Below are 18,196 nucleotides of genomic sequence, written 5' to 3' on the forward strand. Positions count from 1 at the left end.
CACAGCGCAGGATTTTTTATTTAATTTTATACAAAATCTTATACTGATGAAAAATCTTATCCATCCGGAAACACTTAACTTTCTTTCAACTCTGGAAATCAATAACAACAGAGAGTGGTTTAATGAGAACAAACAGCTTTATCTACAGGCCAAAGAGAATGTTGAAAATGTGGTGAATGAAATTATTTCCGGTGTTTCAGAATTCGATAAAAGTGTGGAACGACTGGAAGCTAAGAATTGTATTTTCAGAATTTACAAAGACACCAGATTTTCTAAAGATAAAACGCCCTACAAAACGAATATCGGAGCTTCTTTGGTAGAAAAAGGTCCAAAAACTTTGAATCACGCAGGTTACTATGTCCATTTGGAACCGAGCAAATCTTTTCTGGCCGGCGGCGTTTATATGACCGAACCAAAAAATCTGAAAGCCATCCGTGAAAAAATCAGTTCTGAAGGCAAAGATTTCCTGAAAATCCTCAACAAAAAATCATTCAAAGATCATCTGGAATTACGAGGCGAAAGATTGATAAAAGTGCCACAAGGTTTTGATAAGGAAAATCCAATGGGTGATTATCTCAAATTCAAACAATTTACGGTATTTCATCTGCTTTCTGACGAAGCTGTTTTGGATGAAAATTTTGTTAAGAATGCGGTTAAAGTTTTCAAAGAAATCTATCCTTTCAACCAGTTTTTGAATGACGCAATTCAATAATCGGATGAGAAAAATTGTATTTAAATTTTGGATAATTAATGTTCTGATAAGTTTCGTTTTATTTGTGGCTTACCGAATCATTATTTCCGAGACAGAAACAGCTGATGAAAATTGGCTGGGCTTGCTGTTGGAGATTTTAAAAATATTGACGAGCTTAGGTTTTTCTTTGATTTATCTGGGCGCAATGGTTATTTGTTCGTTATCAATTTTTTTGAATCTGAATAAAAACATCAGAAACAATTTCTATTATTCACTATTAACATTTGTGGGACTGGCTTCTCTTTTTACTGTTTATTGGCTAATCATCGTAATTGCAGAAAATTTCATTCACAATGAAAACCCATTGATACTATTCTCAATATTTTGCATCACATACGTCATCTTTTCAGCAATCGAATTCAAAATATTCAGAAAGAAAATTAAATCCATCCAATGAATTGGGAAAATGAATTAACACAAAAATTAGGAGTCACCTACCCGATTATCCAGGCACCAATGTTTGGTGTTACAACTCCGGAGATGGTTGCTGCAGCTTCAAAGGCTGGTTGTTTAGGTTCTTTGGCTTTAGCAGATTTAAACGCAGAACAATGTTTAGAATTAATTAAAAAGACAAAGCAATTAACGGACAAAGCTTTTGCTGTTAATATTTTTGTCCACGAGATTCCGGAAGTTACGGATGAACTAAGAGAGAAATATTCTAAGACCAAAACCTTTTTAGAAGAATTAGCCAAACAAAATCAAATCGAGGTTAATCTTCCAGAAATTAATGAAATCAAGGTTAATTCCTATCATGAACAACTTGATGTGATTATTTCTGAAAATTGCAAAATCGTCAGTTTCACATTTGGAAACCTTGACAATCAAAGCATTGAAAAATTAAAGAATAACGGAACAATCCTTATTGGAACCTGTACATCTGTAAATGAAGCTTTGATTTTGGAACAATCAGGGATTGATATTATTTGTGTTCAAGGGATTGAAGCTGGTGGACACAGAGGAAGTTTTACTAATGAAAATATCCCTCAGATTGGTGGCTTATCTCTTTTATCACAAGTCCGCGATTCTGTAAAAGTTCCAATCATTTATGCGGGCGGAATTTATAATGCGAGAACAATTTTGGCTGCAAAAACTTTGGGCGCAGAAGGATTTCAAATCGGAAGTCTGTTATTAAATTCTGAAGAAAGCGCTTTGAAAGATTTCGAGAAAGAACGATTAAAAAAGCTAAAAGAAGATGAAATTATTCTGACCAAAAGTTTCTCCGGAAGATACGCGAGAGGAATCAAAAACACTTTTATCGAAGCTGTTGAAAATTCGGATTTCATACTTCCCTATCCTTATCAGAATAAATTGACAGGTGAATTTCGTAAAGCTGCGAGAATTCAAAATAATTCAGAATTTGTCAATCTTTGGATAGGACAATCGATTGGCAAACTCAGTGAAGAATCTACGACTATTATTTTAAAAAATCTGATTGAAGAAGTCGATAAAAATTAAAAACAGAAATGATAACATTAAGATTCAAAGCTTTAACCAAAAAAGAATACAAAATTGCAATTGTAATGATTGTTTTAGCGATTCTGATTCCTGTTTTGCTTTTTATGTCGTTTGTTATTATCAATAACCTCAACAAAATTCCAAGATCTTTTCTCGTAGTCATTTTAGGAGTATTAGGAATCATCTCGTTTTTCATTTTAGCTTTAATTGTCAGTAAAACGCTGGGCAAAAAGTATGAATTGACATTTAAAGAAACAGAATTAGTGATTAAGTCCGACAAAACCGAAGTAATCAATTATTCTGAAATCAATTCCATCAGAATCCATAACAATACAGATTATTCCAAAATTGTCATCCATAAAAAAGATGAATCGGACTTTAAGTTATTCGTTGGGATGGCGAATCTTTTAAACAATAAAAACATTCTCGAACCTGCAAATATTTTAGATACTGCTTTGGAGAAAAAATTCAGAAAACAAATAACAAAACGAAAAGATATTGATGTATAATCTGATTCTTACAACATGAAAGAAAAATTTAACAATATTATAAATGGAACTGTAAAACCACTTTTGAAATCCAATGGTTTTTCAAAAAAAGGTTTGGATTTTCTTAAAAAGAAAGATGATTTGATTTTCATAATTAATTTTCAAAAAAGCCGCGGCAATTCTTTTGACGAGAGCAAATTCTATATCAATTGCGGAATCCATTCAACTATAATAGATCAAATTATTGGGCGAAAAAAAACTTTGGATCCCAAAGAATATGAATGTCATTTCAGATCCAGAATTTCAACAATAATCCAATCGGAAACAGACAGATATTCTATTGTGGAAGAAACTGATCTGGAAATTTCAGCTGAAAACATCAGTTCAGACTTAAAAGCAGTTATCAATCTATTTGACTCGATAAAAAATACCAATGATTTAACAGATCTGATGATTGCTAAAAATGGCTTGAATAATTATGAAGAATTGTTTGAATTCTTACTTCTAACGGATAATTGGAAAGAATTAAAGCGCTATATACAAAAACTGTTTTCAACTTTTGGCCAAGAACAGCGTTGGACAATCTTTCAAAATCGTTTATCTAATATTTTGCTGAAACATAACAGAAGAGAAACGATTTCGGATCTGTTAAAATAAATTCAAAAATAATTTCAGCCTTTCACCCGAAAATCTTCTTGATAACATTACCAATTTCCATAAAATCGTCGTGATTTCCAACAGAACGTTTCTCCAGATTGCTGTTATCAAATTCTGAAAACGGAAAGACAAGCAAGTAATTTTTATCATTCACATATTTATTCAGAAGTTCCGGAATCAGCCTCATTTGCGGGATGTAAGATTTCATTCCTCTTTTCGCCATCATTATGATGATTGCCTCGTCCTGTTTCAGTTGCGAAGCGATTATCTCGCCATCTTTCCAGGATTTTGTTGCAATAAACTCCGCTTCTATCGTTGCTTTTTTACTAATACGTTTTAGGATTTCCAGAATTCTCTCCGGCGCATAAAAAGTCATTGTCGCTCCAGAATTACGAGCAATGTTCCAAACCCTGAGCAGAGCGTGGAAAAATCCGGCTTCTTTTTGCGCATTTTCAGGAATCATCACTGCATATTTTTTAATTGTCGATAAAGGCTGAGCAGTATGATAAATGAGTGTATTTACATTATCATTTTGCAAATAACCGTTATACAAATTATAAGCAAAAGAAGGTGTAAATCCTTTGTCCTCATCTAAACCAATAATCAAATCCGTGATATTTTGTTCCTTTATAACATTCTTGATTCCGTTGATCACATCATTATCATAACGTTTTAGTGATTGCAGTTTTACATCAGCCGCCGCTGCTGCAGTTGTAGCGTGGTGCAAAAGTTTCTCTGCATTTTTGATAGAAGATTCATTTTTATCTTCATTAATAATATTGAGCCCAAATAAATGTTCTGTGTTAGAATGCGCTTTAATCAGAATCCCAAGATTAACCATTCTGTCAACTGTAGCTTCGTAGTTAAGAGCCAGTAAGATATTCTCCTGCTCGTGGCTGTTTCCGGAAACGGTTTCTTCATTGTCTTTATCCGCAATCTGCTGCGCATTGGACATCGAAATAAAAGACGAAATAGTACACGAAATCAGAATCAATAAAATACTTCCGTTCAAGACGTGTTCGTTTAAAAGTCTTATTGGCTCTCCGGTTTCAGTTTCGGAAAGAATGATGTTATAACCTACCATTACAGAAGCTAATGTTGCAGCAGCCGAAGCAGAACTCAATCCGAAAATCAATTTGCCCTCTTCTTTAGAAAGCCTGAAAGTTTTCTGTGTTGCAATAGCAGAAATATATTTTCCACCAATGGATGCTACCAGCATAATACCTGCAACTTCGAGCGTTTCCCAACTTTTGAAAAAGACTTTAAAATCAATAAGCATCCCCACACTGATCAGGAAAAACGGAATAAAAATCGCATTTCCCACAAACTCAACTCTGTTCATCAAAGAAGAGGTATGCGGAATCAATCTGTTCAAAGCCAAACCAGCAAAGAAAGCTCCGATAATAGCTTCTACTCCGGCTAACTCGGCCAACAAGGCTGCAAGATAAATCATCACTAAGACAAAAATATATTGCGATATCTTATCCTCAACTTTTTTGAAAAACCATCTGCCTATAATCGGAAACACCACCAAAACAATCAATCCGAAAATGATAAATGATAACGACAACCTAACCCAAAACTCGGTTCCGACATCACCTTGTGACATCCCAACAATAATCGCTAAAACCAATAATGCGAGAACATCCGTAATCATCGTACCCCCAACAGTAATGTTCACAGCTAGATTTTTGGCAATTCCCATTTTACTTACCAGCGGATACGCAATAAGGGTATGAGAAGAGAAAAGGCTGGCAAAAAGTACCGATGTTAATATCGAAAAATCTAGAATATAATAGGCGCCCAGATAGCCTAAAACAAAAGGAACAACAAAGGTGTAGATACCAAATGTCAAACTCTTCCATTTGTTTTTCTTAAAATCGCCCATATCAATTTCCAGTCCTGCCAGAAACATAATATAAAGCAATCCTGTTGTTCCGGTGACCACAATACTACTGTCCCTCGCCAGAACATTAAAACCATTTGGACCAATGACCGCACCTGCGATAATGAGTCCTAACAGATGTGGTACTTTGATTTTGTTTAATAAAAGCGGTGCAGCCAGAATAATAATCAGCACCAACAGGAACTTGAGAACCGGATCTTCGATAGGAAGTTCCAGATTATGAATACTCAGTAAAATCATATGTGTTTATTTTTTAGTGCGAACAAGCTCTACAGAGAACTTGGCAATACAATTATCAACGGTTATCGTTCTGGTTCCTCTCATCTTATTTACGGAGATGTCATTCAGTAAAACATTCATATCCACTTTCTTTTTAGCGGTTGAATCTGTCTTGAAATTAAGCCTAACCTCATTGTTTTCAAGCTTACCGTTGTAGAGCCTAACCAGATTATTATTGTTGATAATTTTGGTAAATAATTGAGTAGAATCGCTGTCAAATTCCCAGACATCGGTTCTTTGATCACCAACCACATAATCACTACAATTGGATTCTGTACAAACCACTTTTCCGATCCACGAACCAATGACCTCATCTGGCCATTTGGTAATAATTTGCATAGAATCTGTTACGGGTTTTGCAAAGATACTGTCTCTCATTTTCAGAAGAGATTGATATTCGGATTCTTTAAGAGCAAAGGATTTTTCTTTATCCAGAAGTTGCTGCTCTCTTTCTGCGAGTTCTTTTGCCTTGTCTTTATCTTCGCAGCTAAGGCATAGCAGAAAAGTAAATAATAGTATAAAATATCTCATAAGCATTTTTATTAATCTTAATATATAAGGAGAATAGCTCTAAAATATTGTTTTTTAAGAAAGTGTACTTTCGGTTTCCTTGAAAAAATAAGGTCTCAGAATATCTTCAAAATTATAAAGACCTCTGGATTTGTCCCTTATATTCTTCGCTACAAACAATGCGCCAGTCCCGAAAGCTTCCCGAGAAATAGACTCGTGAACCAAACGCACCGTCTGGAAAGGAAAACCAAAAATGACTTCGTGTTTACCTACAATACCTCCTGCTCGCACAGAATTAATATTTTCAGTTTCGATATCAAGCGTCTCAGCAATTTTCATTGCAGTTCCGGAGACACCTTCTTTAGCTTTAAAATGTTCCTCAATCACTTCTATATCTACATCCGGTGCGAGATCTTTTAAAAGAGATGATGCAAACAACAGATAATTGACACCCAAAGTAATATTGGGAGACCAGAAAACCACAGTATTTTTTGATAATTGTTTCAACAGCGCTTTTTCGTCATCGCCGTAATGCGAAATAGCTGAGATAATTTTAATCCCTCTGTCAGAAACTGTTTTACCATAAGCGTGGATATTTTCTGTTGTGGAAAAATCGATGATGATATCTACAGAATGCTGATCCAGCAAATCATCAATATTTGTATTTTGTTTAGATATAATTAATGCCTTATCAGGAGAAGAAACACCTAAAAAATCTTTGGCAGTAATATGATCCATTGTTTTACTGTTTTTAAAAACCCATTCCAGCGAAAAATCAGGATGTTGTAAAATAACATTAGCGACTGCTTTTCCAGCTTTACCGAAGCCCATTAAACCTACTTTCATAATATTTTTTTTTAAGTTAATTAATTTTCAAATAGTGTAACCAATTCACACAATCCCATCATATAATAACTAATTGTGGTTAAGATACGAAAATATATTTTTAAGCCTTCCGCAGAGGAATTGTATGACATGATGTTCTTAAAACAAATCCGATGAGTGTTAGTTAAATCTAATTAATAGAATACTTAAAAAAATCTTGACTAAATTTATCACTTCAATTAAACCAATGAAAAATTACTTCTTTCTTGCTGCCGCTATCATCTGCGAAACCATTGGCACATCATTTCTCAAGAAGACAGAAAACTTCAGCAAACCTTTACCTACAATTATTTTTGTTGTGGCGATGGCTTCTTCTTTTTATTTATTGACTTTTGCGCTTAGAAGCATTCCTATTGGGATCGCTTATGCGATTTGGTCTGCTGTAGGTATTGTTCTGATTTCCACCGTTGGCTATTTTGTTTATAAACAAGCTTTGGATTGGCCTGCTATTTTGGGAATTGTCTTCATTGTAATTGGTGTTGTGATTATTAATCTTTTCTCCAAATCTTCTGCACATTAACCAATGGTCAACAAAAAAATTATTGAAAAACTCAGCGACAGAGAACTGGAAAACTATATCAAACCTGACAGTCGATTTGTTGCAATGGCTGTCAGTTACGCTTACGAGATTCTGAAATCCAGAGGAAAAATATTTAACGATGTGGAAAAGCTGAGAATAGAACAGATGATCAGTGATAAAAAAGCAGCTGAAGAAGCAGAAAAAATAGATTTTTCAAAAGACTGGGACGAAAATATGACTGCAAATAAAACGGCTATAGAATTATATTCCAATCGGTTGATTTGGATCTTTAGTCTTATTTTTGGAGTAATTTTCGGGGCAGTTTTGCAGGCAATGAATTTCTCACGTTTACAAAATAAAAAAGGACTTTACCTCTCGCTCCTATTTGGAATTTTATATACGATAGCTCAGATTTATTTGCTTACTTGGATAGAACAATTAGATTATCAATTCCCGTCAAAATTTAATAATTCTAAAACATTTTTATTTTCCGCATTGGGTGCTTTGATACTGGGATTGATCCGCGAACAGCTAATTCCAAAAGGTCTGGAATACAGAAGCCGTTCTTTTGTATCACCTCTTATTATTGCAATATTGATTTATATTCCGATTGTTTATATAATTATTTCAGGGATCTAAATTTTAAAATCAAATCTATAATGAAAAATACCAATCCTGTTATCGAGATTCCTGTCAATGATTTGAGTAGGGCAGAAAACTTTTATGACAGTTTCTAATGTTAAATAGACTATCTCCAATGTTCATTAGACAGTCTGCAAACACTCTCGAATCTGGAATAAATATTTTAGATAAATACTCTTTGAAACCTCTCAATCACTTGAGAGGTTTTAATTTTATAAGCCTTGATATTAATATACAAAAAAAGACTGCCATTACTGACAGTCTAAAAAATAGAAAATTAGGATTTATTTTGCTTGAAAATACACTCTTCTATTAGCTTTATTTTTCCATTCAGGGCACTTGGATGCAGGATCGCACTCTGGATATTTTAGATCCAGTTTACCATTTCCTTTAGCTTCTAATTTTGCAGAATTAGCCCCGTTGGAAATTAAATATTGTTTCACATTATTAGCTCTTCTTTCAGATAGAGTTTGGTTATAACTTTCTGTACCTCTTGTATCTGTAGCACCTACAACCACATAAGAACCGTTGTTAGAGTTGATGTAGCTGATAGCACTATTTAGTATTGGCGTATTATTAGGTAAAATTCTGTCAGAGTTAAGATCGAATTCGATACCGCTCATTGCTGTTTCGTCTGCAGACACGACACCATTACCAGTATTGTTTACTGGGCAACCATTGTTTTCTACAGGTCCTGGAACCGTTACACATTTGTCATAAAGGTCAATTACACCATCAAGATCTACATCCAATGCAACACCAGAACCATCTACTCTGGCACCAGCCGGAGTGTCTAGCTGTCTGTCCCAGTCATCGCAAACACCATCATTGTCTGCATCTCCTGCTTTACACAATTGGATATTATCGATTTTAGTTTCCAGTTCATCTATTTTAGAATATACTTCCTGCAATGGATCGTGCCACATCAGACTATTGCTGTGTTTACCAAGATGAACAGTCAGACCCAACGTACCATTGAAGAAGTTATCAGAAGTCTTAGCACTGATTCTGTTAACAGCGCTATATTGGTCGCTTCCACCACCGTCAAACGCATCATCACCAGTTACTACATACATCAATCTTCCTTCGATATCTACTCGGTTACTGATTTTATATTTCAATCCGGCTCCAGCTTGTCCAAACAAAGAGTTAAATTTAAATGGTTTATTCTCTGTCATCAATCTTTGACCAAATTCATCTTTCTGATAAGCGCGGTAAGCCAAAACTCCTACACCAGCATATCCGTGGATTGCCCATCTGTAGTCTGCTTTGCTGTCTACTCTTCTTAGCAGGTTAGAAAGATTGATATCTCCCAAAAGAGAGATCGCATCATACTGTGTTCTTCCGGCAACTTGCAAATTAGCTGCAGCATTTGCAGTCGCAGCATCTTTTGTATTGAAGTATCCTTGTCTTGTTTCCCCACGGTCGTATTGCAACTTCAATCCAAATGTATGAGAAAGCGCTTTGTCAATACTGAAATAAGCGGAGTAACCTACCAATGTATTACCGCTTTGGATCGATTTAAGATCTGCATTCTGCATCAACGGAACACCACCACCAAAGGAAATAGACCAGCTGTTAAACCTCGGACCTTCAGATTTTAAAGAAGTAGTTTCAACAGGATTAGTACTACTTGTTGTCTGCACCATTTCTTGCGAAAACATCACAGCCGGACACGCCAAGGCCAATGACAAAATTGTTAATTTTGATTTCATAATAATAAATTTAAATTGTTTTACTTATTAATTATACAATTAGAAAAATCATATAAACCTATCGTGAATACCGTCGTATTTGAGAGGTGCGTTCCATTATCCAATTACCATACCAATAAAAATATTTATTTATTATTTTGAATTATTCAAAAATAGAAATCATTTAATTCTTAGGCTCGTTTTCCTGAAAATCCTTGATGAATTATAGAAATCACACAAAAACATTTTATTTTAATTAATATTTGTTAAATAATTAAAAATATTCACAAACTTAAAAAAGGAGGAAATGCTATCTAAACTTAACTCTGATCAACTTAAAAAGAGAAAGTTATTATTACGGTATAATAATTTTACAGATATTATTAGCAATAATTTAATTCTGCCTTTAACTTCCTTGCATAAATTTTAATCCAAAGAAAAAAAATATGATACGATGAAAAGATATATTTTACTGAGTCTAATTACTTTCGGCATTCTTATATTTTCACAGACTGCGAAAAATTATAATGTCAATGGATTAACACGTAAAGCAATCCTTTATGAACCGACGATAAAATCTGACAGAGTTCCAGTAGTATTTGTTTTTCACGGTCATGGAGGCAATGCCAATTTTGTAAGCAGAAGTATTGACGTCCAGAATTATTACAAAGAAGCTCTGGTCATTTTTATGGAGGGTCTGCCTGGCAGGGCAGTTCCCGGCCTGGATCCGAATGGTACAATGAATGGCTGGCAAATTTTCACAGACGATCTCGAAGGAAGAGACATCCAGTTCTTCGACAAAGTTTTCGCAGATATCCATCAGAAGAATTATACTATTGATGACAAAAAAATCTACCTGATTGGTCATTCCAACGGTGCCAGATTTGCGAATGTCCTTTGGAAAACGAGAGGTGACAAAATCTCAGCCATCTGTTCAGCCTCAGCACAAGGCGGCAATATGATTTCTGAAGCAGTCCCAATCTCAGTTTGGATGTACATTGGTAAAAATGACCGCATCGTTTCCCCAAAGAGTCAGGAAGAGTCCATCCCAATCGTCAAAACTAACCTTGGAATCACAGATAATGGAAAAACAGAAGACGATAAAACTATTTTCTCAGGAAAAAACAACACAGAACTCGTTCTCCAGCAAAGCAATTCCGGTCACGAATTCCCAAAATCCTCACTTCCAGAAATAATAAGCTTCTTCAAAAGACACACAAAATAAAAAACCTCTCCAGATTGGAGAGGTTGTCATTTTTATATTATCAATGAATAACAAAACAATTCATAATTAATCATTGATTTACATATATGCTTCAATCGGCTCGCAAGTACAAACCAGATTTCTGTCACCATACGCTTCATCTACTCTTGCAACCGTCGCAAAGAATTTGTGTGTTCTCACCCATTCCAATGGATAAGCAGCTTTCTCTCTACCGTAAGGTTTATCCCAATTATCAGAGATGACCAATTGCTCAGTATGAGGCGCATTTTTCAATACGTTGTTTGTAGCATCCGCTTCACCATTAGCAATTTCCTCAATTTCTTTTTTGATATTGATTAAAGCCTCAGCAAATCTGTCAATTTCTTCTTTATTTTCAGACTCAGTTGGTTCTATCATCAATGTTCCAGCCACAGGGAAACTCACCGTCGGAGCGTGGAAACCATAATCCATTAATCTTTTTGCAACATCTGCTACTTCAATCCCTAAAGATTTGAACTGACGGAAATCTACGATACATTCGTGCGCCACTCTGCCTTTATCATTAGCATAAAGGATCGGGAAATGCTCTGCCAAGATTTCTTTCAGATAATTAGCATTTAGGATAGCGTGTTCAGTAGCTTTCTTCAACCCTGAAGTTCCCAACATTTTTATGTAAGCATAAGAGATATTAAGAATCAATCCAGAACCATAAGGTGCTGCAGAAATACCTTCAATTGCTTCTTTTCCTCCGGTTGAGATATTAGCATTGGTTGGCAAGAAAGGAACCAAATGTTCAGCCACACAGATTGGACCAACACCAGGACCACCACCTCCGTGAGGAATAGCGAAAGTCTTATGAAGATTCAGGTGGCAAACGTCTGCTCCGATATTTCCAGGGCTTGTAAATCCAACCTGAGCATTCATATTTGCACCATCCATATAGATTTGTCCACCGTGTTCGTGCGTTAGTTTCGTAATTTCTTTAATATTAGCATCGAAGAAACCGTATGTCGATGGATAAGTAATCATCACACAAGACAAGTTCTCAGAATGCTCTTCTGTCTTCGCTTTGAAATCTTCAAAATCGATTTCTCCATTCTCAAGATTCTTCACAACTACGATTTTCATTCCCGCCATTGCAGCAGAAGCAGGATTAGTTCCGTGCGCAGATTGAGGAATTAATACAATATTTCTGTGTCCTTCGCCTCTGTTTTTATGGTATTCACGAATAACCATTAGACCCGCATATTCACCTTGAGCACCAGAGTTTGGTTGAAGAGAAGTTCCTGCAAAACCTGTGATTTCTGCCAAATCTTTCTCCAACTCTTTAATCATTGCTTGATAACCGCCTGCTTGCTCTGTTGGTACAAATGGATGTACACCACCCCATTCTCCCCAAGAAAGAGGAATCATTTGAGTTGCAGCATTCAGTTTCATTGTACAAGAACCCAACGAAATCATTGAATGTGTTAATGATAAATCTTTTCTTTCAAGACGTTTGATGTAGCGCATCAATTCTGTCTCAGTATGATATTTGTTGAAAACTTCTTCATCCAGAATACTATCAGTTCTCAATAATTCTTCTGGAATCGAATATTCTTCTTTAAGGCTTACTTTATAACCTTGTTTTCCTTTGAACTGAGCAAAAGCTTCAATCAAATGATTTAATTTATCAACCGTCGTAGTTTCGTTAATAGAAATACTTACAATACCTTGAGAGAAATAATTCAGATTAATTTTCTGGTCTCTCATTTTCATCCTCAAAGACGCTTTCTCCTCCTCGTGTAGTCTGAATTTAACCGTATCAAAAACCGGTTCCGATACGATATCATAACCTAAAATCTGTAATGCATCTCCAAGTGCATTAGTCTTATAATGGATTTGGTCAGCAATGAAATTTAAACCTTTAGGTCCATGATAAACAGCATACATTCCAGCCATTACCGCCAAAAGAACTTGAGCTGTACAAATGTTTGAAGTTGCTCTTTCTCTTTTGATGTGCTGTTCTCTGGTTTGCAAAGCCATTCTCAATGCACGTTTGCCGTACATATCCTGAGAAACACCGATGATTCTACCAGGGATGTCTCTCTTATAATCTTCTTTACAAGTAAAAAATGCTGCGTGAGGACCACCGTAACCCATAGGAATCCCGAATCTCTGCGTGGTACCAACAGCACAATCTGCGCCCATATCGGCAGGAGATTTTAGTTTTACCAAAGCCATCGGGTCACAAGCTACAACCACTTGCAAATCGAATTCTTTATAATTAGTAATATTATCTGTATAATCCAGAACGATTCCGTTTTTTCCCGGATATTGCAGCAAAACACCAAAATAAGAATCATTGAACTGATGATTGATATGATTGCCTACAATCACATCGATTCCTAAACCTTCTGCTTTGGTTTTAAGAACAGAAACCGTTTGTGGAAGAACTAAATCTGAAATAAAAAACTTCGTCGCATCCGCTTTCTTTTGGTCTTTAGTTCTGTTGTTGAAGAACATATGCATCGCTTCTGCCGCAGCCGTAGATTCGTCTAGAAGAGAAGCGTTGGCCAATGGGAAACCTGTCAAATCAGAAACTACAGTCTGGAAATTGAGCAAAGCTTCCAATCTTCCTTGTGCGATTTCCGCTTGGTAAGGCGTATAAGCTGTGTACCAGCTTGGATTTTCAAGAATATTTCTTTGGATTGGCGAAGGCAGAATGGTATCGTTGTAACCAAATCCGATATAGGTATCGAAACCTGCATTTTTAGAAGCTAAATCTTTGGAATGTAAAAGCATCTCATACTCCGAAAGTGGCTCCGAGATGTCCAGATCTTTTTCTAACCTGATAGAATCAGGAATGGTTTGTGAGATTAATTCTTCTATGCTTCCAGCCCCTACTTTCTTCAGCATTTCCGCTTTATCAGACTCATTAAGACTGATGTGACGATTTACGAATTGTTGTGTATTCATTTATAAAACTTCAAATTAGATTCTTATTAATAAGGTTTGTAAATTTAATCAATTTTTAAAAATAATTATTAAGTGTAGAATTTGATAAAATCGATCGACATCATTTTATTTGATACAAAAAATTTATTTTTAAAGGCTATTTATTATATATCGTATCAATTTTATCCGAATATTTTTGGAGAACGATATTTCGTTTAATTTTTAAGGTCGGTGTAATTTCTCCGTTTTGGATTTCAAAATCTGCAGGCATCAGGATAAATTTTTTTATTTTCTCAAAACTCGAAACATTGCTTTGAATACCGTCTATGAGTTCCTGATAAAACTTCTGAACTTTTTCATTCTCCACTACTTCTTTCCAGTTGGTAAAAGTCACACTTAAAGTTTTAAGTTTCTCTTCCAATGTTTCAAAATTCGGAACAATCAAAGCAGAAACAAATGGTTTATCTTCCGCAATCAACATAATTTGGTTGATGTAACTGTTGTTGGAAAACATATTCTCAATTGGTTGAGGTGCAATGTACTTTCCGTTAGACGTTTTCATCAAATCTTTGATTCGGTCTGTGATGGTTAGGTTTCCCTCGTTATCAAAAATACCGGCATCGCCCGTTTTCATCCAACCATCTTCTGTAAAAACTTTGGCCGTTTCTTCAGGATTTTTGTAATAACCTTTCATTATTCCGCTTCCTTTCACAAGAATTTCGTTATTTTCTCCGATTTTGATTTGAGAATCTCCCAACAGTTTTCCCGCACTTCCGTATTTATATTTGGTGAATGGAAAAGCTGTTACAGTCGCCGTCGTTTCTGTCATTCCATAACCAACGGTAATGTGAATTCCCATTGCATCAAAGAATTTCGTTACTTCTTCAGAAATCGATGCGCCACCGCAAGGCATGAACCACAATCTTCCGCCTAATTTGGTTTTGATTTTATTGAAAACCAAAGCATTGGCAATTTTATATTTTTGATTTAATAAGAAAGGAACATCTTGTTGATTCCGTTTTAATTCCGAAACCTGACTTCCATTTTCAATCGCCCAAGCGAAGATTTTTTTCTTGATTGGAGAAGCAGCAGATAGCATTTCGTGGATGCCTGCGTAGATTTTTTGATAGAATCTAGGCACCGAACACATCGTGGTTGGACGAACTTCTACCAAAGCACTTGCAATCAATTTTGGATTCTCCAAGAAACTGACTTTGGCGCCTTGAGAAAAACAGAACAATGTCCAGCTTCTTTCGAAAACGTGACTGAGTGGCAGAAATGCCAAAGAATGTTCACCTTCAAAATTCTTAAAATTGAAAAATTTAACGTGTTTATCAAAAGTGTCTTGGAAATTGCCGTGCGTAATCATCACGCCTTTCGGAATTCCGGAAGTTCCAGATGTGTAAATGATGGTTGCAACATCTTCATTCGTTCTTTCGACAATGTAAAATTTATCCGAAGTATTCTCAATAAAATCCTGAAGCGTAATGGATTTATCTTTTAATTTAAAACTACTTTTTGCTGAAATAATGAGTTCGACATTTTGCGATTTGCTTAATAATTCGTGGCAAATATCATATTGTTCCTCATTTCCTGCTAAGATAATTTTCGGTTCAGCATGATTGATAATATACTCCACTTGTTCCGTTCCGTTGGTCGAATAAATCGGAACCGTGACCGCGCCAAGACATAACGTTGCCAAATCCATCATCATCCATTCCGGCGAGTTGTCCGCAAAAATTGCGACTTTGTCATCCTTTTGAACTCCGGCTTCTGCAAGTGCGTTGGCTGTTTTGAAAACTGTTTTTTGGAATCTCGCCCAAGTCAGTTCCTTCCACTCATTATTTTTTTTGAATCCTACAGAGGCTTTCTGTGGAAATCTTTTGACGTTCTTATTCAGAAATTCCGCAATGTTCATTAATTAGATTTTTGAATGCTTTCGGCATAATTTTTCAGATGAAAATCAACACTTTCATCGATGGGAATGAATTCGTAATTCAAAGTTTCACGAATTTTTTTATTGGTAATTTTAGAATCTGATTTAACAGTTTCTACATTGGTCTTGTTCGCCAATTTGAGAATCGGAATCAACCAACCAAGCAAAGTTGAAAATACTGGTAAAATATCAAGAACCGAATCCGGGATGATTTTTACAGGTTTCTTTCCAAAAACTTTTCGGACTTTATCAGAAATCGTTTTATACTTCACATTTTCAGAGGTCACGATGAATCTTTGTCCGAAAATTGATTTTTCCATCAATTCAATCGCAACATTCGCAACATCCCGAACATCGACATAAGCTGTAGAACCTGGAAACGTAAAACCGTTCGACAATTCTTTGAACAATTTTCCACTGCTGTGATTCCAGTTTCCGGAACCGATGATTAAGCCTGGATTGATGATGACCGTATCCAAACCTTCGTATTGCGCGCGCCAAACTTCCATTTCTGAAACATATTTGGAAATCGCATAATCCGAATGGTGAAGCTTCTCATTAAAATCAGAATTTTCATCCATTTCCCCTTTTTCATTATATCCATCCAAAACAGCGATAGAACTCACGAAAAGAAACTTTTTTACTTGATTAGAATCTATGGCGAAGAGTAATTTCTGAGTCACTTCAGAATTATTTCTGTATAATTCCTTCTCATCTTTGGGATTGAAACTTACTTTAGCAGAACAATGGTAAACTTCTTCAACATCTTTCAAAACATTCTCCAATGATTCTGAATCTTCAAAATCAACATTAACCCACTCAATTTGATTGAAATAAAAATCAGGCTGGTCGGTATAAAATCGATAAGATTCTAAAACATCTTTCAGGTTACTGGATTTTCTTTTGGTGGCACGGACTTGCTTGCCTTTTTTCAAAAGCTCGAGAACGATAACTCTTCCCAAAATTCCTGTTGCGCCAGTTACTAAAATCATTCTATGTCAGGTGTTTGATGTCCGATATCGGATGTTTTTTTGAAAAGATTAATAATGAAAATGGAATTAACAATGGTATAAGCAACAATAACTCCGATAAAATACCACAAACTTTTGCCTTCCAAAATCAAAAAGTAATTTCCTGTTCCGGAAAGTGAATCCCGAAGTACAAAAAACAAAAGTACTAAAAGAAAAAGATTGATTAAACCTGAAAAAATTAAAATAATCTTGTAAATAGTTTCCTGATATTTCCTCATTAAGAGATTTTTACAAAGATAATTCAATTCGGGAAAAAATCGTTTATACTTTTCTTGAAATCTATCAGTAAATTAATGGGTATTTTCTTTGATAAAATTGAAGGTTTTCTCGAACATCAATTCATGATCAGATTCTTTGTTAAGCCCGTGATTCCCTTTTTTGATGGAAATCATTTCATTTTTAACTTGGTTTTTATCCAAAACTTCTTTCAAGATCTCAGCTTGGGAATAAGGAACTATTTTATCCTTCGTCCCATGAATAATCAATGTTGGAACAGAAGAATTGCTGATGTAAGTGATTGGAGAATATACCTTCAGACGATCGACAGCTTCATCTTTTTGTTCTTTTACATTATAACCTGTGAATCCAAAAACCAGTTTGTTTCTGATGTCATAAATCTTTGGAAAAATCAGTTTAAAAATAAAAATCATAAAACCTGGCGCTTCTGTACGGAACAATTTGTTCATATCCGCTGGTCCAAAATAATCGATAAAATAATTGATTTTCGATGAATAATTGGAGAGATTGCTATTTTCAGAAAATAGAGAATCATTGGAGTAAGCTGCAATCATACCAATCTGTCCACCTGCCGAAGCTCCCAAAATGCCAATATTCTCCGTATCGAAATTATATTTCTCAGAATTTGCTCTAATCCAACGAATGGCCTCTTTTGTATCTTCAATTGGTGTCGGAAAATGAGTTTTTTCATTGAGCAATGTATAATTGATGCTTACCACAGCATAACCTTCTTTTATAAATTTTAAGAAAAAATCACTTAGGTAATAATCATCGCGAAGCGCTTTATCGCCTTCTGCCCAACCTCCGCCGTGGACAAAAACAAGAACCGGAGATTTTTTAGCTGTATTTTTAGGAAGATAGATATCAAGCTTCTGCTGAGCCGTGTCTTTTATTTTATAAGTAACATCTTTGAAATTTAAAGTTTCTGAAAGCTTTTCCTGAGCAGCGGAAATTGTCAAAATAAAGATCAGAATAAAAGAAATCGGCCATTTCATAGAGTCACAAATTAAAATATGGATTCGGTAATACAAGGCTTATACCATTAACAAATCCATATTGAATTA

General features: G+C 35.3%; 17 protein-coding genes. 8 read left to right on the forward strand and 9 right to left on the reverse strand.

Annotation, left to right across the window (positions count from 1 at the left end; translation table 11 throughout):
- Nucleotides 1-46 precede the first annotated feature (46 nt).
- From BUR19_RS08640 to BUR19_RS08660, 5 genes are read left to right on the forward strand one after another with little or no spacing between them, the layout of a single operon-like run.
- A complete protein-coding gene (locus BUR19_RS08640; RefSeq protein WP_074234843.1) occupies nucleotides 47-712 on the forward strand; it encodes a DUF2461 domain-containing protein in 666 nt (221 codons plus the stop codon).
- Between the two features lie 4 nt (nucleotides 713-716).
- Nucleotides 717-1,148, forward strand: coding sequence for a hypothetical protein (locus BUR19_RS08645; protein WP_074235612.1), 432 nt, complete (start codon nucleotides 717-719; stop codon nucleotides 1,146-1,148).
- Entirely contained in the window at nucleotides 1,145-2,206 is a 1,062-nt protein-coding gene (locus BUR19_RS08650; RefSeq protein WP_074234845.1) for an NAD(P)H-dependent flavin oxidoreductase, read from the forward strand. The genes BUR19_RS08645 and BUR19_RS08650 overlap by 4 nt, the downstream gene beginning before the upstream one ends.
- An 8-nt stretch (nucleotides 2,207-2,214) precedes the next feature.
- Entirely contained in the window at nucleotides 2,215-2,715 is a 501-nt protein-coding gene (locus tag BUR19_RS08655; protein ID WP_074234847.1) for a hypothetical protein, read from the forward strand.
- A gap of 15 nt (nucleotides 2,716-2,730) precedes the next feature.
- Nucleotides 2,731-3,351: a DUF4304 domain-containing protein gene (locus BUR19_RS08660; RefSeq protein WP_074234849.1), complete on the forward strand. Its 621-nt coding sequence runs from the start codon at nucleotides 2,731-2,733 to the stop codon at nucleotides 3,349-3,351.
- A 22-nt stretch (nucleotides 3,352-3,373) separates the two neighbouring features.
- On the opposite strand, the gene BUR19_RS08665 is transcribed toward BUR19_RS08660, so the two are convergent.
- The 3 genes from BUR19_RS08665 to BUR19_RS08675 are packed head-to-tail and all read right to left on the reverse strand — an operon-like array spanning nucleotide 3,374 to nucleotide 6,892.
- On the reverse strand, nucleotides 3,374-5,497 hold the full coding sequence (locus BUR19_RS08665) for a cation:proton antiporter (protein WP_074234851.1): 2,124 nt from the start codon (nucleotides 5,495-5,497) through the stop codon (nucleotides 3,374-3,376).
- Between the two features lie 6 nt (nucleotides 5,498-5,503).
- Nucleotides 5,504-6,067, reverse strand: coding sequence for a hypothetical protein (locus BUR19_RS08670; RefSeq protein ID WP_245799047.1), 564 nt, complete (start codon nucleotides 6,065-6,067; stop codon nucleotides 5,504-5,506).
- 54 nt (nucleotides 6,068-6,121) lie between these two features.
- Nucleotides 6,122-6,892: a 4-hydroxy-tetrahydrodipicolinate reductase gene (locus BUR19_RS08675; RefSeq protein ID WP_074234855.1), complete on the reverse strand. Its 771-nt coding sequence runs from the start codon at nucleotides 6,890-6,892 to the stop codon at nucleotides 6,122-6,124.
- A 226-nt stretch (nucleotides 6,893-7,118) separates the two neighbouring features.
- On the opposite strand from BUR19_RS08675, the gene BUR19_RS08680 reads away from it, so the two are divergent.
- Together BUR19_RS08680 and BUR19_RS08685 are read left to right on the forward strand one after the other, a co-directional pair.
- Complete coding sequence (locus BUR19_RS08680) at nucleotides 7,119-7,451, forward strand: DMT family transporter (RefSeq protein ID WP_074234857.1); 333 nt, start codon at nucleotides 7,119-7,121, stop codon at nucleotides 7,449-7,451.
- A gap of 3 nt (nucleotides 7,452-7,454) precedes the next feature.
- Nucleotides 7,455-8,090, forward strand: a complete 636-nt coding sequence (locus tag BUR19_RS08685) for a hypothetical protein (protein ID WP_074234859.1) — start codon at nucleotides 7,455-7,457, stop codon at nucleotides 8,088-8,090.
- Between the two features lie 287 nt (nucleotides 8,091-8,377).
- On the opposite strand, the gene BUR19_RS08695 is transcribed toward BUR19_RS08685, so the two are convergent.
- Nucleotides 8,378-9,808, reverse strand: coding sequence for an OmpA family protein (locus BUR19_RS08695; protein ID WP_074234863.1), 1,431 nt, complete (start codon nucleotides 9,806-9,808; stop codon nucleotides 8,378-8,380).
- Between the two features lie 433 nt (nucleotides 9,809-10,241).
- Here BUR19_RS08695 and BUR19_RS08700 point away from each other — a divergent pair, with 433 nt between their 5' ends.
- Nucleotides 10,242-11,012 (forward strand): alpha/beta hydrolase family esterase, encoded by a 771-nt coding sequence (locus BUR19_RS08700; protein ID WP_074234865.1) that lies wholly within the window; start codon nucleotides 10,242-10,244, stop codon nucleotides 11,010-11,012.
- A 78-nt stretch (nucleotides 11,013-11,090) separates the two neighbouring features.
- Here the strand turns inward: BUR19_RS08700 and gcvP are convergent, their stop codons facing one another.
- The 5 genes from gcvP to BUR19_RS08725 form a co-directional block, all read right to left on the reverse strand.
- Entirely contained in the window at nucleotides 11,091-13,949 is a 2,859-nt protein-coding gene (gene gcvP, locus BUR19_RS08705; RefSeq protein WP_074234867.1) for an aminomethyl-transferring glycine dehydrogenase, read from the reverse strand.
- A 136-nt stretch (nucleotides 13,950-14,085) separates the two neighbouring features.
- Nucleotides 14,086-15,846: an AMP-dependent synthetase/ligase gene (locus tag BUR19_RS08710; RefSeq protein WP_074234869.1), complete on the reverse strand. Its 1,761-nt coding sequence runs from the start codon at nucleotides 15,844-15,846 to the stop codon at nucleotides 14,086-14,088.
- Nucleotides 15,846-16,856, reverse strand: a complete 1,011-nt coding sequence (locus BUR19_RS08715) for an NAD-dependent epimerase/dehydratase family protein (protein WP_074234871.1) — start codon at nucleotides 16,854-16,856, stop codon at nucleotides 15,846-15,848. The genes BUR19_RS08710 and BUR19_RS08715 overlap by 1 nt, the downstream gene beginning before the upstream one ends.
- Nucleotides 16,853-17,113 (reverse strand): hypothetical protein, encoded by a 261-nt coding sequence (locus tag BUR19_RS08720; RefSeq protein WP_074234873.1) that lies wholly within the window; start codon nucleotides 17,111-17,113, stop codon nucleotides 16,853-16,855. Before BUR19_RS08720 ends, BUR19_RS08715 begins: the two co-directional genes overlap by 4 nt.
- Nucleotides 17,114-17,185: 72 nt before the next feature.
- Complete coding sequence (locus BUR19_RS08725) at nucleotides 17,186-18,127, reverse strand: alpha/beta hydrolase (protein WP_074234874.1); 942 nt, start codon at nucleotides 18,125-18,127, stop codon at nucleotides 17,186-17,188.
- Between the last annotated feature and the right edge of the window lie 69 nt (nucleotides 18,128-18,196).

The organism is Epilithonimonas zeae (genome assembly GCF_900141765.1).
GTDB lineage: Bacteria > Bacteroidota > Bacteroidia > Flavobacteriales > Weeksellaceae > Epilithonimonas > Epilithonimonas zeae.